The sequence below is a fragment of the Streptomyces sp. NPDC051243 genome, assembly GCF_044455405.1.
GTDB lineage: Bacteria > Actinomycetota > Actinomycetes > Streptomycetales > Streptomycetaceae > Streptomyces.
In genome coordinates, this window is sequence record NZ_JBITES010000010.1 from 170,958 (window position 1) to 185,229 (window position 14,272).

The following is a 14,272-nucleotide window of genomic DNA, read 5'->3' on the forward strand; positions in this document are numbered from 1 at the left end:
CGGCGCCTCCGGAAGACTCTAAGGACTGAAAACCACTGTGAGCCCTAAGCCCGTCGTCCTCATCGCCGAACAGCTGTCACCCGCCACCGTCGAAGCCCTGGGCCCAGACTTCGACATCCGCCACTGCAACGGCGCCGACCGCCCCGAACTGCTCACCGCCATCGCCGGCGCCGACGCGATCCTGATCCGCTCGGCCACCAAGGTCGACGCGGAAGCCATCGCCGCCGCCAAGCGCCTCAAGGTTGTCGCCCGCGCCGGCGTGGGCCTCGACAACGTGGACGTCCCGGCGGCCACCCAGGCCGGCGTGATGGTGGTCAACGCCCCCACCTCGAACGTCGTCACGGCCGCCGAACTTGCCTGCGGCTTGATCATCGCCACCGCCCGCAACATCCCGCAGGCCGACGCCACCCTGAAGAACGGCGAATGGAAGCGCAGCAAGTACACGGGCGTGGAGCTGAGCGGGAAGACCCTCGGCGTCGTCGGCCTCGGCCGCATCGGCGTCCTGGTCGCCCAGCGCATGTCGGCCTTCGGCATGAAGATCGTCGCCTACGACCCGTACGTCCAGCCCGCGCGCGCCGCGCAGCTCGGCGCGAAACTGCTCTCCCTCGACGAGCTGCTGGAAGTCTCGGACTTCATCACCGTCCACCTCCCCAGGACCCCTGAGACACTCGGCCTCATCGGCGACGAGGCGCTGCACAAGGTCAAGCCGACCGTGCGCATCATCAACGCCGCGCGCGGCGGCATCGTCGACGAGGAAGCCTTGGCGGCGGCGCTCAAGGAGGGCCGCGTCACCGGCGCCGGCCTCGACGTGTACGCGACCGAGCCCTGCACCGACTCCCCGCTGTTCCAGTTCGACCAGGTCGTCTGCACCCCGCATCTCGGTGCCTCCACCGACGAGGCCCAGGAGAAGGCGGGCATCGCCGTCGCCCAGTCCGTCCGCCTCGCGCTCGCCGGCGAACTGGTCCCGGACGCGGTCAACGTCCAAAGCGGCGTCATCGCCGAGGACATCCGCCCGAGCCTGCCGCTCGCCGAGAACCTCGGCCGGATCTTCACCGCGCTCGCCGGTGAGGTCGCGGTCGGCCTCGATATCGAGGTGTACGGCGAGATCACCCAGCACGACGTGAAGGTACTGGAGCTGTCCGCCCTCAAAGGCGTCTTCGAGGACGTCGTCGAAGAGACCGTCTCCTACGTCAATGCCCCGCTCTTGGCGCAGCAGCGTGGCGTCGAGGTACAGCTCACCACCAGCTCGACCTCCCCGGAGCACCGCAGCATGGTGACTGTCCGCGGCACGCTCGCCGACGGCGAGGAGATCGCAGTCTCCGGCACACTGGCAGGCCTCAAGCACATCCAGAAGATCGTGTCAGTGGGCAGGCACGGAATCGAACTCCCCATCGCCGACCACCTGATCTTCCTGCGCCATGCCGACCGCCCCGGCGTCATCGGCACCGTCGGATGCATCCTGGGCGAAGCCGGCATCAACATCGCCGGCATGCAAGTGTCGCGCTCCGTACCGGGCGGTGAGGCGCTCATCGTGCTGAGCGTCGACAGCAACATCCCGCATGACGTCCTCGGCGAAATCGCCCAGGAGATCGGCGCCACCTTCGCCCGCGCGGTCAGCCTCGACTGAACGACAGCGCCCGCTGAACGCCGTATTGCATCGTTCAGCGGGCCTGGGCACTGTTGCCGGGTCTCCTGCGCATGTCCCGACTGAGGGCACACCGTGAAGCCACCCCCGAGCCGGCTGCCGACAAGCGGGGACGGTGCTCGGAGTGCCAGAACCGCTGGTGGCGGGAGAACGAGCCGCGCCTGACGACGGAGCTGTCGGCCGCCGCGCGACCGCATCCCCACCTGTGTGATGTTCCTCCTATTACGGGGTGGGGGACTCCTCCGGCTTGCAATTTCGCCACCAAGCCCGCCTATGGTCCTGAAGCGTGATTTCAGGCCAGGTCCGTCGCGGCCACCGCAGGGGAGCGTTGCTGATGGCAACGCTCTTCGCGGTGGTGCTTGCCGTATTCGCGATGCACGCCCTGACCACACATCACCATGCCCACAGCTGCCACGCCGCCGCGTTGCCGCTCACTGACGCCGGGGACAAGTCTCAGCACGCTCACGCTGCCGTCGCCCCCGGTGAAACCACCAAGACACCGGACGGCCCGGACGGCGAACCCCCCTGCGACGACGGCGGCGCCGGAGACAGCTGCCTGGCGCTGCTGGGCATTGTTGCCGCCCTGCTCGCGTTCGCCCTCAGGCGCGGGGTCACCAACCGCGTCCTCTACGTGCTCCGCCGACGGGCACGACCCGCGCACCGCTGGATCAGCCGCACCGGCGATCCACCGTGCCTACACCGACTTTCGATCCTGCGCTGCTGAGAGCTGCACCAGCGTGACGCCGCACCACTGGTGTCGGCGCGCTTCTGCCTGCTCTCACACACCAAGATCTGAAGGGCCTTACCCGCGTGACCACCGTTCTCCAGCCCGAGCGCCGCCAGACTCCCCCCTCGAGACATCGCCGCCCCACCTTCGACAAGAAGTCGCTCCCGGCTCGCTACAGCGGCCAGATGCTCTACTTCATGGGCGCCGCCCTGATCGCCGGTGCCGTCGTCCACTACCCGATCGATCCGTCGCTGTACACGATCATCTGCGTCGTCGGCGCCTTCGTGTTCCTCCTCGGCACCATCGTCAACGAGTTCGTGCTGGCCGACGAGCGTCCGGCGCTGGGCCAGGCAGTCTCGCTGGTGGCGTTCTCCCTGCTGCTGTCCTTCGGCGTCGGCCTGGTCGGTGGCGGCATCCAGCACTTCGAGCAGTTCCCCGAGCGCAGTGCCTGGATGACCCCCATCGGCCTGCTCATGTCGTACGTCGCGTTCGTCGCCAAGGACTCCAAGGGCCGCTGGCGGCACCTCGTCAGCCCGTTCGCGGCCGGCGTCGTCGTCCTCTCGGCCCTCACCTGGCTGGGCATGACCGCCCTCGCCGGCACCATCAGCTCTGATGGCCACAGCCACGATCACGGCACTACGACCCAGACGCCCGCGGAGTCGGACCAGGCTCCCGCGGAGCAGGACCAGGCTCCCGCAGAGCAGGACCAGGCTCCCGCTGAGCAGGACCAAGCTCCCGCCGAGCAGGACCGCCCGGCCGAGGCGCCCGCCGAGCCGGCAGAGGATGGCCATACATCCCATAGCCACTGATACGGAAATCCTCGTCCTGTATCCGTAGCCGCTGGTCAGGCAGCTCCTTCTGTTTGGAGAGTCACCTGGTAGCCGAGCTGGTCGAACTAGCTCACCAGGTGTCGGGTCTGCCTGGCCCGGCCGGTGCGTTCGAAGAAGTACCTGCCGCATAGAACACCGGCTTCCAGTACCTCGCCGCGTTGGAGAACGCGCTCGGCGCGGAGTGAAGGAGCCCTGCCCCTCGCGCGGCCGCCGGCTGCAAAAGCCCGCCCGCGAGGGGCGCTGCTTGCGTCGGCAGGGCGGGTCGTCCCAGTGCTGTACCACTGAACTACTAAGTTGCTACGAAGTATAGTAACTTCTCTCGCGTGGAAGCCGATACGCGTTCAGCCGCCTACCCGAGCCCTGCCCTCACCTCCCCCCGCCCGTCCCCCGAAGGGCCTCCGATCGAGGCGACCAGCGCCGACCGCATGCCGGAGGACAGCGGCTTCCGGATCCGGTTTATGGACCCGGAGGATGTGCCGTTCGTGGTGGCCGAGTACCTGAGGTACTTTCCGGACGGCTTCTTCGCCCGCCTTGGGCCGAGGTTCCTGGCCGCGTACACCCGGACCTACCTCACAGGCCCGGACGCGCGTGCGTACGTCGTGGAGATGGGCCGGCAGCCGGCGGGCTTCCTCATCGGTGGGATCGACCCGGCGGCGCACCGCCGCCATGTGCTGCGCGACCACGGGGGCGGACTGCTGCTGCGGGCGCTGGGCAGCCTGTGTCTGCGGCCCCGACTCGCATGGCAATTCGTGTGTACCCGGCTGGTGCGCTACGGCCGCAGGCTGATACCCAACCGGACGGCCCGGCAAGCTCCCGCCGCCGGTCCCGTTGGTGTCACCGCCGTCCTGGACTATGTCGTCGTGGCCGAGCACGCCCGCTGCCGTGGCATAGGGGCTCGGTTGATCGCGCGGTTCGTGAAGGACGCCACCGATGCGGGCTGCGCGCGCGTCACTCTCGTCACCGCCGCCGACGGCGGAGCGGGACCGTACTACGAGCGACATGGCTGGCTCCGTCACGAAGAGATGAGCACGCCGGAGGGCCGCCGCCTCCTCACGTACGACTTCCCGCTGAACGAAGGCCCGACCTCGGAGCACAACTGAGGCGCCAACATCGTCCGCCCAGTCCAGGGCCGACCGATCCACCTCGCACTGGGAACACGGCCGTATTCGACACGGCCCCGTCGGAAGCATCTCCAGGAGATCCTGCTTGACCAGCCACGTACCGGAGAGGGAGCACACGCGCACCGTGGCCCGCCCTCACCACCCGCACATGGGACAGGCGTCATCTACCCGCATGCGGCGCCGCAAGCTGATTCTCGGAGCAGTAACGCTGCTTTCCACGACGGTGCTTGTGATCAGCGGGTGCTCGTCCTCGTCGGCGTCCGAGGACGCGTCGTCCACGCCGCCAAGTGCCGGTAGCTCCGAGGCGAACACGGCGCGGCCCTCCTCGACGCCCAGCCCGACCCCAACGCCACCCACGAGCCCTTCACCCACACCGTCCCTGGACGCCGTCGTCACAAAGATCACGGACGCCCAGTGGTCCCGCATGCTGACGGCGGGACTGTGGCGCAAGGGCTGTCCCGACGTCCGGGACCAGTTGCGCCGCGTGGAGACGAACTTCGTGGGCTTCGACGGCGAGGTGCACCGCGGTGTCCTGGTGGTCAACGCCGATGTCGTGCCCAGCGTCGTCCGCATCTTCACGAAGCTGTTCGAGGAACGCTTTCCCATCCGCCGTATGGAGCCGATGGAGGTCTACGACGGGGACCTCAATGCGAGCCTGCGTGCCGACAACACCTCCGCTTTCAACTGTCGCCGTCCCGACCAGATCAACGCCCCGTTGAGGGAGTCCCCGCACGCCAACGGACGCGCGATCGACATCAACCCGCTCGAGAACCCTTGGAAGGACCTGCGGACCAAGCGGTGGTCGCCGAGCGGCGAGTACGCCCTGCGCACCGAGGGGGAGGGCAAGATCCTCGAAGGCGGCCTGGCCTGGCGGGCGTTCATCGCGGAGGGGTGGGTCTGGCAGGACATCAAGGTGCCCGACTACATGCACTTCGACACCGGATACCCGTCCAAGCCCTTCAAGGGACCCATCGCGAGTCCGTCCACTGCCAGTCCACCGAATTCGGCGCAGTCGACCCCGGCCGGGTGAGCGGGGGAGACTGGCCGGCGGCGCTGGAGCCGGTTGTCCGGCCAAGACGCTGATGACATCCGCCACGTCATGACCAGGGGCCCGGACGCGCCTGCCGGGTCCAGCCGTGCTCCTCAGCGCCTGAGGCGGCATGGGCGGTATTGCTGCACTAGTCCTTCGCCGACGTCTCCTGTGCGTGGTCCCTCAACTGGCGCCATGTGGCGGCGGCTTCGGCGACGTACCGCTGTGCGGGGCGGGTCGATGGGTACGGAGCACCGCCTGGAGTCTGCGGCGTAGGGAGTTGGGTTCGCCGACGGCGCTCTGGCCGGAGCCCGGCTGGTGGCACTCCGGGGCCTCGGCCAGGACTTTCTCGATGTCGTCCAGAGCTGCCCTGGCTTGCTGCAACTCCCGTTTCATGGCGTGCAGGTGGGCGGCCTGTCCACCGAGTTTCCGCCGAGCGGCGGCCAGGCGTTCGTACTCGCCGGGGGCCAGCACGACCACCTGCTGGCCGTCCGAGGCCATCGTGCGCGGCTGTGGGCGACTGCTCATGGTGGTCGTCCTCTCGGCTCGTCGGGATGGCCCACCTGATGTGGTCCGTCGGGGCCGTGCCTGGATGCTGCCGGCTGAATCTGACCGCTGCCCGGTGCCGCTCTCGCGGACCGCCGAGCTCTGCTCCGGCGTTCCTCTCGATCCCCAGCGGGGTCACCATGGGACATGCGGACGGGCCCGCGGGGGAAACCCCCGACGGGCCCGTCAGTCCGGCATTCTCAGTGGGGTGCGGGGGCTGCTTGCGATGGCGCAGTCTGCTGGGTGGGCGTGCTGGCGGTACGAGGTTCCAGTACCCGCTCGGCGAAGTGGCCGAAGATCAGGCCGAAGGATGCCCACAGAAGAAGCTGCATACCTGCCGCGGCGACGCGGAAGTCCCAGACCACATTGGCCGGGAAGCCCCCGGGCATCTCGTTGACCGCGGGGAGGAAGGCCAGCGCGAGGCCAACCGCCACCACGAAGGCCACGGAGGCGACGACGGTCGCGTTCCAGTTGCCCAGGCGTGGGGCCAGCCGCTGGCCCAGGACCACGGCCGCGATGCCGATCAGCACACTGAGCGCGATCATCAGCCAGTACAGGGCGGTGCGCTGGTTGAGGGTGTCGGGGTTGCTGACCGCCGGGGGACTCGCCGGGTACTTGAGGAACGGCACCAGGAACACGGTGACGAAGCCGCCCAGGGCGACCAAGCCCGCGGTGGCCCGCGGACCGAAGCGGCCTATGCGGCCCAGTGCGAAGCAGAAGGCCAGGGCGGCGATTCCGGACAACGCGGTGGTGAAGAAGAGCACGCCGGTGGCCAGGCCGGCGGTCTCCTGCAGGGTTCGGCTGACCAGTTCCGGGCCGTGTTCGGTCTCGTGGGCTGCTTCGAAGACGAGTGCAGACCTCAGCGGCGATTCACCCACGAGGTAGGCGAAGGCGAAGACCAGCACCCCGGCGGCGAAACCGGTGAGCATGCCGCGTACCAGGAGGGTTCTGACGGTGGCGGAGTTCATGTGCGCGGCCTCGTCTCAGTGGCAGGGGAAGCCGAGCAGGTGGCGTCCGTCGTGCACCCACTCGTGCACGCCCTCGCCGGAGAAGACAGCCGCCGTGCCGCCTTCGGCGCCGACGAAGTACAGCAGGATCAGCATCAGGATGCCGAAGAACGCCGCCCAGGGCAGGATCGCCCGGACGGGGAGGGTGAGGGGTGCGTCGGGGGCAACGGCCGGCGGGGCTGCGGACTGTGCCATGGCAGGACCTCCTGGGGGAACTCGCGTCCCATGTCGTTGGAGCTCGAAGCGACGGCTGCGGGTCTGACTTGCCCGGCGATCAGCGCCCCTGGCGGGGGCGGCTCCTGCTGGGCTTACAGTGGCGCGACCGTGCCGGATTCTCACCGGACTTCCGTCATGCCGTCGTCAATGTCGTGGTGAAGGTAGCGCGGGGCGGCATTCCCGCCAAGAGCGCGCGGGTGGCACCGGCGTGCGCCGGATCCGCTCCCGTACGCCCAAGTTCCGGTGTCTGCAAGCCCGTTCAACGGCAGGAGGAGGGTGCATGACAAGCCGGGTGATGTTGATCTCACCAGCGGTCAGCGCGGCGCTACGGGAAGCGCGCTTCGACGATGGTTGCTCCCTGGACGCCGCTGGGGTGCGGTGGGCGCAGTCCGCTGCCGGAACACTGCCGACGGCCGACCGGGTGTTCGCCTCCCCGTCTGTGCGCTGCCGGGAGACGGCCGCCGGGCTCGGGCTGGATGCGGTGCCGCTGCCCGACGTCGCCGGGTGGGCGGTGGGCCGGTGGCGGGGCAGGACCTTGGAAGAGGTGACCGCCGCCGAGCCGGAGGCGGTCGCGGCCTGGCTGGCGGACCCGGGATGCGCGCCGCACGGCGGGGAGTCGCTGCTGGAGCTGTGCGACAGGGTCGGAGGATGGCTGGATGCGGTGGCCGGTGAGGCGGTGCGGGTGATCGCCGTTGCGGAGCCGGAGGCCGTCCGCGCGGCGGCGGTGCGGGCGTTGGGGGTGACGGCGGAGGCGTTCTGGCGGATCGACGTACCGCCGCTGTCCGCTTTGGAGTTCAGCGGGCGTGCCGGTCGGTGGAATGTGCGGGCAGGACGGCCGCTGGGGGACGCCTCATCTGCGCCGCGGTCAGTCGACGGTCACTGACCAGGCGCCGCGTGAGAGGGTCAGGGTGCCGTCTGGGTCGATGCGCACCTTCGCCCCGTACACCGGCAACCAGCCCTCACGGTTGAGCCGGTTGCGGACGCGTTCCAGCTCGTCCCACAGGCAGCCGGGGGCCGCCCTGATGAACGGTGGGCGAGTCGAGGAACCCGGGCGCGGTGGCGCGGGCCCAGGAGCCGTCAGGGTGCAGCAGCCACACCGTCCGCGCGTCACCGTCGGTCTCCTGGCAGTAGTCGATGCCCGGGGTGGTGAGTTCGAGCATGGACCACACGTCCCACGCGTCCGGCGGGTAGAGCAGCGGGTAGCGGCTTGTCGTCACTGTCTCGCCGTCCGCGCCTTGGACCCTTGTCCTTGAGGGCGTCTGTGGGCCGGTCGTAGTCGGCGCCGGTCCGGGTGGGCATGAACCCCGCCGGGTCCGGCTCGACGCGGCCGACCGCCCCGCCGTCCTCGGTCTTGTTCGCCGTCACGATCAGCCCTGTCCCCTTGAGCGTCGTCACCAGGCGCCCGCCGGGCCGTAGAGCGGTCAGCCAGGAGGCTGGTACTGGGCGCACGAACACCGTGGACACGATCCGGTCGTACTCGCCGGGGAGGGGCCCGGCGATGTCGCAGACGGCCATGTTCGGGCGCATTCCGAGCCCGTACAGCCGTTGACCGGCGAGCAGTACGAGGTGCGCGTCCACGTCCACGCTCGTCACCCGCTCGGCGCCGAGCCGTCGGCAGGCGAGCGCGGTCCCGTACCCGGTGCCGGTGGTCACCAACACGTCCGTGTCGTCGGTGAGCATGGCGTGCCGGTACATCGTCACCATCAGGCCCGGCAGGGTTGACGATGAGGTGGGCTGTCCTTGCGCCGTGGTGCCGGGGTCGGCCTGGTCGGCGTGTAGCGACCCGACCCGGGTTACGAGCGTCCGGTTGCTGTAGGCCGCCCGCATCCACCCTTCGGGGTCGGACGGGCCGTCGCGCAGTTCCCACGCCTGATCGCCGCGCGCCCACCATCGGGGTACCAGCTCGTGCCGTGGAGTCTCGGCGAGTGGCTCGTACCAGCGTGACTCAGGCCGGACCACGTCCGCCGCCAGGGCCCGCACGTGGGTCTGCCAGTCCATCGGGGTGTGCCTCCTAATAGGCGGGCTCGCAGGCTTCGGTCTCGGCCGGGGAACAGTCGGAGCCGTCCTGGTCAGGGTTGCAGGCCGTCATGATGTCCGGGGAGGGCTGGCAGGAGTCCTCATTGGGGGTGCAGGTGTCCGGCACGCAGGCGCCGCTGCGGCGGCGGGGGATCGCAGCCAGAAGCGCGGCCCAAGTCTCCCCGGTGAACACGTCGGCGAGTCGGGTGGTGTGGATGCCCACTTCATGCCCGAGGCTGGCGGTAAGGGACGTGCCGCCATCGATGCCCTGCTGGGCTGCCCTTCCGAGGCCGCTGTGGCCGCATAGAAGAGACGATTCCTCGAAGCCCGCGAGAAGGAGGGACGCAGCATCGCTGCGCCCCTCCTTGGCATTCTGCCGCCTGGCAAGCCGATTGCTCTGAGTGACGATCGGTACTTCCATTGGCTGGGGCTGCGTGAAGACTGATCGAGGCTGGGGCTGCCGGCGGGGGAGGAAGCGGCGAAGCGGAACGCTTTTGATTCTCCCCAGATTCTCCCCAGCGCTCTCGGAGGCGTTCGAGACGTCCATGATCGGGGTCTCCGACCTATGGAGTGGGCCCTCACCTGGTGGTTACTCAGAGCCAATCTCGCCGCTTGAAGATGACGTACAAACTGGTACAAACAAGCCCCATCAGGGCGATCGCGAAGGGGTATCCGAGCACCCAGTGCAACTCCGGCATGTGCTGGAAGTTCATCCCGTAGATCGTCCCGACCAGCGTCGGAGCAAACAGAATCGCCGCCCACGACGAGATCTTCTTGATCTCCTCGTTCTGCTCGAACCCCGCCTCCGCCAGCGCCCGCATCTCCGCATTCTGCTGCTGTGTGACCAGCGTCGCGTTCACCGTGAGGATCTCGGTGAGGGCCTGGCGGAAGCCGTCGACGCGCTCGCTGGTGTGGGTGACGTGGTCCGCCACGTCGCGGAGATAGCGCTGGAGTTCCTCGTCCGTGCCGTACTTGGAGAAGCCCGCCATCAGGCCGTGCAGCATGCCGACCAGCGGGCGGGTGGCGCGCTGGAACTCGACCATTTCCCGGGAGAGTTCGTAGATGCGGCGGGAGACCTCGGGGTCGCCGCGGAAGACCTCGGTCTCGATCTCGTCGATGTCGTTCTGGACGCCCGCGACCACCGGTTCGTAGCCGTCGACCACCGCGTCCAGTATCGCGTAGAGCACCGCCTCCGGGCCGAGCTTGAGCAGCTCCGGCGTCTCCTCCATGCGTCGGCGCACCGCCGACAGGTCGGGGGCCGCGCCATGGCGGACCGTGATCACGAAGTCGGGGCCGACGAACACGTGCAGTTCGCCGAAGTCGACCTCCTCGGGCGCGTCCAGATAGCGGGCCGCGCGCAGGACCACGAAGAGAGTGTCGCCGTAGCGCTCCAGCTTGGGCCGCTGGTGTGCCTCCATCGCGTCCTCGACCGCGAGGGGGTGCAGGTCGAACTCGGCGGCCAGGGACAGGAGCTCCGCCTCCGTGGGACGGGCCAGGCCGATCCACGCCATGCCGGAGGGCTGGTCCCGCAGTTCCCGGTAGGTGTCGGCGAGGGTGGCCGGGGAGGACACCCGCACACCGTCCCGGTACAGCACCGCCTGCACGACGCTCGCCACCTCGGAGGCGTCGGGAGCCGATGAGCGAGAGCGAGGTGTCGGCGGATCCGGCTCCGGTGGCTGCGGCGGGGTGACGGCTCGGCGCCAGACGGATTTCATCGGGTTCTTCGAGGCGGGGCGTGCGCGTCGCTCGGACATCGCGGCTGCCTCCCGGTCGGGACGACGAGTGCGTGATCTCGGAGCAGGATATACGGGGCGAATGGCATGGGTGGGGCGAGCCCTTCCATGGATTCCGTGAGAGTTGCGGACGGGAGGTGTCCGCAACTCTCGCTAGCGTGCCCGGTATGACGAAGCGCAGCACCAAGAAGACGACGGCCGCGGCAGTCCCCGTGCTCGGCACGCGCGCCCTCAACCGCGCCACCCTCGACCGGCAGCTGCTGCTGCGCCGTTCCCCGCTGTCCGCCCTCGCGGCCGTGGAGCATCTGGTCGGTCTCCAGGCCCAGGAGGTCAAGCCGCCCTACTACGCGCTCGCCGCCCGCCTCGACGGCTTCACGCCCGAGGAGCTGTCGGGGCTGCTGGCCGACCGTGCCACCGTGCGCATCGTCACCATGCGGTCGACGATCCATCTGCACTCCGCCGACGACAGTCTCACCCTGCGCCCGCTGGTGCAGCCCGCCCGGGACCGCGAGATCAACTACTTCCGCAAGGGTCTCGTCGGCGTCGACCTGGACCGGCTCGCCGTACTCGCCCGCGAACTCGTCGAGGCCGAGCCCCGCACCATGAAGCAGCTCCGCGAGGCCCTCGGCGGCGAGTGGCCGGACGCCGACCCGCAGTCCCTGGCCGTCGCCGCCCGCTGCAAGCTGCCCCTCGTCCAGGTCACCCCGCGCGGCATGTGGGGCCGCGGCGCCCAGGTCGCGCTCACCACCGCCGAGCACTGGCTGGGCCGGCCCACCGAGCCGGCCGCTTCCGCGCAGGCCACGGTGCTGCGCTATCTGGGTGCCTTCGGGCCCGCCTCGGTGAAGGACATGCAGACCTGGTCCGGCCTGACCCGGATGCGCGACGCGTTCGAGCGGCTCCGCCCCGAGCTCGTCACCTTCCGGGACGAGAACGGCGTCGAACTCTTCGACCTCCCGGACGCCCCGCGCCCGGACCCGGACACCCCGGCCCCGCCCCGCTTCCTCCCCGAGTTCGACAACCTCCTCCTCTCCCACGCCGACCGCACCCGGGTGATCCCGCCCGCGAACCGCGGCCGCACCTGGCAGGCGAACACGGTCTACTGCCCGCTCCTCGTCGACGGTTTCCTCGCCGGCGTGTGGCGGATCCTCGACGAGGCCTTGGTCATCGAGGAGTTCACCGAGCTCACCAAGGCCCAGCGCGGGGAGGTGGCGCAGGAGGCGGAGCGGATGCTGAGCGTGATGCACCCGGAGGCGTCGTACGACATCCGCTTCGGGACCGTCATCCCGTAGGCGATCAACCCGGTCGTCAGTCCGCCCGACCCGTCACCGCGACCGTCACCCCGAGCCCGATCATCGTGCACCCGCCCGCTCCGCCTATCAGCGACAACCGGCGGTCGGAGCAGGCGAACCAGGTGCGGGCAGCCGACGCGGTCAGGCCCCACAGGGTGTCCGTGACCAGGCCGATGGTGATCGGGACCAGGCCCAACACGAGCATCTGCAGCGGGACATGGCCCGCCGAGTGGTCCACGAACTGGGGGAGTACCGCGGCGAAGAACACCACACCCTTGGGGTTGGTGACACCGACGAGGGCGCCGTCGAGGACCGTCCGCAGATCAGCGCGTCCCGGTCCCTGCGACTGGGCCCGTATCGCCGAGGCCTTCAGTTCCTTGCGGTGCCGGAACGCCTGCACGCCCAGGTAGACCAGATAGGCCGCGCCGGCCAGCTTCACCGCCAGATAGATCGCCACCGACCGCTCCACCAGGGAGCCGATGCCCACCGCGACCGCCACCACCAGCAGATACGAGCCGAAGACATTGCCGACGGCGGTCGCCACGGCCGAGCGGCGGCCGTGCGCCAGAGCGCGGCCGATGACGAACAGCACGCTCGGCCCGGGAATCACGATCACCAGTACCGACATCGCCGCGAAGGCGAGCAGACGATCCGCGGACACCATGCCCATCACCCCCATCCGGCAGCCATTCAAACAGGCGCCACTGACAACGGCCATGGACGTGCGACGTCGGCGGCGGCCGGAGGCACGGACCGGAGGCGTTGATGAGGCATGGACGAGGCATGGATAGGGGGGGGGGGGGGGGGGGGGGGGGGGGGGGGGGGGGGGCGGGGCGGCGCGGCGGGGGGGGGGGCGGGGGGGGGGGGGGGGGGGGGGGGGGGGGGGGGGGCCCCCCGGGCCCGCCCCCCCCCCCCCCCCCCCCCCCCCCCCCCCCCCCCCCCCCCCCCCCCCCCCCCCCCCCCCCTGGTCTTGCACCTGAGGTGTGCTCAGGAGACCTTCTGGGCGCCGATCCCGGCTACGACTCGACCTGTTCGGTCACCTCGTCCGAGAAGGTGGTCAGCCGGGTGTAGACACCCGGGAAACCGGCCTGGGCGCAGCCCTCGCCCCAGGAAGTTATCCCTGCCAGGACGCCCCCGATGAGCAGGGGACCGCCGCTGTCGCCCTGGCAGGTGTCAACGCCGCCGGAGGTGTATCCGGCGCAGACCATGTCGGACGCGATGAAGTCCGAACCGTAGGAGCTCGCGCAGCTGGAGTTGGAGACGATCGGCACGGTCGCCGTACGCAGCTGGTTGGAGGAGCTGCCGCCCGAGGAGGTGGTGCCCCAGCCGACGATGCGGGCGGTGGTGCCGGCCGCGTACACACCGGTGTCCGAGGAGTCGACGTACGAGGCCGTGGTGTACGGCATCGAGGTCGAGAGGGTCAGCACGGCCACGTCGTTGCCGTCGGTGGCGTCCGTGTAGTCGGGGTGGATCCAGATGTCGCTGACCCGGCTGACCGTGCCGTTCGTGCCGTTGCGGTAGGTGCGGCCACCGACGACCCGGACGCTGCCGGTGGTCTCGCCGACCATACAGTGGGCGGCGGTGACGACCTTGGTCGCGGAGACGAGGGTGCCACCGCAGAACTGGCTCTGCGAGGCGTCCGTGATCTGCATCATGAACGGGTACGCGGTCGTCGTGGTCGTCGTGCCGCCCACGATGCGCGTGGACGCGGCCTCAGCGGTGGGGGCGCTGAGCAGTGCGGCCGCGGCGGCGGCAGCCGTCGCCGTGACGACGGCGGTCTTTCTGGCACGGGTGAGCCCGAACATGAGTCTCCTCATTGGGGGGTTGCCGGTGGGGGGTCGCGCGGGTGGGGGGTTGTGCACGGGGGTCGCGGGACCGACCCCCGTGTGCCCGGGCGAGCGGCACATCCACAAGGTAGGTCCCGAAAGTTCCCCTTCCCAATGAGGGAACCCCCTAAGGGAGTTGGGCAGGGAAAACCCTCGGTCGTGCCGGATAAACCCGCGCGGACCGACAAAGACGGGTGAACTTGCGTCGCACGGCGCCCTGAACGCCCATCGCCAGACGTCACGAACGCACGCCGTCCGGCCTCACGAACGCACGCCGACCGGCCCC

15 protein-coding genes and 1 riboswitch are annotated in these 14,272 nt (G+C 69.8%); of the genes, 7 read left to right on the forward strand and 8 right to left on the reverse strand.

Annotation, left to right across the window (positions count from 1 at the left end):
• Nucleotides 1–37 precede the first annotated feature (37 nt).
• The 5 genes from serA to ACIBAG_RS25895 all read left to right on the forward strand — a co-directional run bounded on the left by serA (nt 38) and on the right by ACIBAG_RS25895 (nt 5,353).
• Nucleotides 38–1,627, forward strand: a complete 1,590-nt coding sequence (gene serA / locus ACIBAG_RS25875; protein WP_399107945.1) for a phosphoglycerate dehydrogenase — start codon at nt 38–40, stop codon at nt 1,625–1,627.
• A 352-nt stretch (nt 1,628–1,979) separates the two neighbouring features.
• Nucleotides 1,980–2,369: a hypothetical protein gene (locus ACIBAG_RS25880; protein WP_399107947.1), complete on the forward strand. Its 390-nt coding sequence runs from the start codon at nt 1,980–1,982 to the stop codon at nt 2,367–2,369.
• Between the two features lie 86 nt (nt 2,370–2,455).
• Nucleotides 2,456–3,181, forward strand: coding sequence for a hypothetical protein (locus ACIBAG_RS25885; protein WP_399107948.1), 726 nt, complete (start codon nt 2,456–2,458; stop codon nt 3,179–3,181).
• A gap of 344 nt (nt 3,182–3,525) precedes the next feature.
• On the forward strand, nt 3,526–4,302 hold the full coding sequence (locus ACIBAG_RS25890; protein ID WP_399107950.1) for a GNAT family N-acetyltransferase: 777 nt from the start codon (nt 3,526–3,528) through the stop codon (nt 4,300–4,302).
• A gap of 445 nt (nt 4,303–4,747) precedes the next feature.
• Nucleotides 4,748–5,353 carry a M15 family metallopeptidase gene (locus ACIBAG_RS25895; RefSeq protein WP_399107952.1) on the forward strand — a complete coding sequence of 202 codons (606 nt, stop codon included), beginning with the start codon at nt 4,748–4,750 and terminating at the stop codon, nt 5,351–5,353.
• A gap of 183 nt (nt 5,354–5,536) precedes the next feature.
• On the opposite strand, the gene ACIBAG_RS25900 is transcribed toward ACIBAG_RS25895, so the two are convergent.
• The 3 genes from ACIBAG_RS25900 to ACIBAG_RS25910 form a co-directional block, all read right to left on the reverse strand.
• Nucleotides 5,537–5,881, reverse strand: a complete 345-nt coding sequence (locus ACIBAG_RS25900; protein WP_399107954.1) for a hypothetical protein — start codon at nt 5,879–5,881, stop codon at nt 5,537–5,539.
• 218 nt (nt 5,882–6,099) lie between these two features.
• Nucleotides 6,100–6,867: a CbtA family protein gene (locus ACIBAG_RS25905; protein ID WP_399107956.1), complete on the reverse strand. Its 768-nt coding sequence runs from the start codon at nt 6,865–6,867 to the stop codon at nt 6,100–6,102.
• A gap of 15 nt (nt 6,868–6,882) precedes the next feature.
• Nucleotides 6,883–7,101, reverse strand: coding sequence for a CbtB-domain containing protein (locus tag ACIBAG_RS25910; protein ID WP_033309275.1), 219 nt, complete (start codon nt 7,099–7,101; stop codon nt 6,883–6,885).
• A 61-nt stretch (nt 7,102–7,162) separates the two neighbouring features.
• Nucleotides 7,163–7,254, reverse strand: a riboswitch (cobalamin riboswitch).
• A gap of 148 nt (nt 7,255–7,402) precedes the next feature.
• On the opposite strand from ACIBAG_RS25910, the gene ACIBAG_RS25915 reads away from it, so the two are divergent.
• A complete protein-coding gene (locus tag ACIBAG_RS25915) occupies nt 7,403–8,005 on the forward strand; it encodes a histidine phosphatase family protein (protein ID WP_399107958.1) in 603 nt (200 codons plus the stop codon).
• 224 nt (nt 8,006–8,229) lie between these two features.
• Here the strand turns inward: ACIBAG_RS25915 and ACIBAG_RS25920 are convergent, their stop codons facing one another.
• The 3 genes from ACIBAG_RS25920 to ACIBAG_RS25930 form a co-directional block, all read right to left on the reverse strand.
• Complete coding sequence (locus ACIBAG_RS25920; protein ID WP_399107960.1) at nt 8,230–9,120, reverse strand: hypothetical protein; 891 nt, start codon at nt 9,118–9,120, stop codon at nt 8,230–8,232.
• Between the two features lie 13 nt (nt 9,121–9,133).
• Nucleotides 9,134–9,559, reverse strand: coding sequence for a hypothetical protein (locus tag ACIBAG_RS25925; RefSeq protein WP_399107962.1), 426 nt, complete (start codon nt 9,557–9,559; stop codon nt 9,134–9,136).
• Nucleotides 9,560–9,731: 172 nt separating this feature from the next.
• On the reverse strand, nt 9,732–10,892 hold the full coding sequence (locus ACIBAG_RS25930; protein WP_399107963.1) for a magnesium and cobalt transport protein CorA: 1,161 nt from the start codon (nt 10,890–10,892) through the stop codon (nt 9,732–9,734).
• Between the two features lie 146 nt (nt 10,893–11,038).
• On the opposite strand from ACIBAG_RS25930, the gene ACIBAG_RS25935 reads away from it, so the two are divergent.
• A complete protein-coding gene (locus ACIBAG_RS25935) occupies nt 11,039–12,160 on the forward strand; it encodes a winged helix DNA-binding domain-containing protein (protein ID WP_399107964.1) in 1,122 nt (373 codons plus the stop codon).
• Nucleotides 12,161–12,176: 16 nt separating this feature from the next.
• Here the strand turns inward: ACIBAG_RS25935 and ACIBAG_RS25940 are convergent, their stop codons facing one another.
• On the reverse strand, nt 12,177–12,824 hold the full coding sequence (locus tag ACIBAG_RS25940; protein WP_399107966.1) for a LysE family translocator: 648 nt from the start codon (nt 12,822–12,824) through the stop codon (nt 12,177–12,179).
• Nucleotides 12,825–13,176: 352 nt separating this feature from the next.
• Complete coding sequence (locus tag ACIBAG_RS25945) at nt 13,177–13,965, reverse strand: S1 family peptidase (RefSeq protein WP_399107968.1); 789 nt, start codon at nt 13,963–13,965, stop codon at nt 13,177–13,179.
• Between the last annotated feature and the right edge of the window lie 307 nt (nt 13,966–14,272).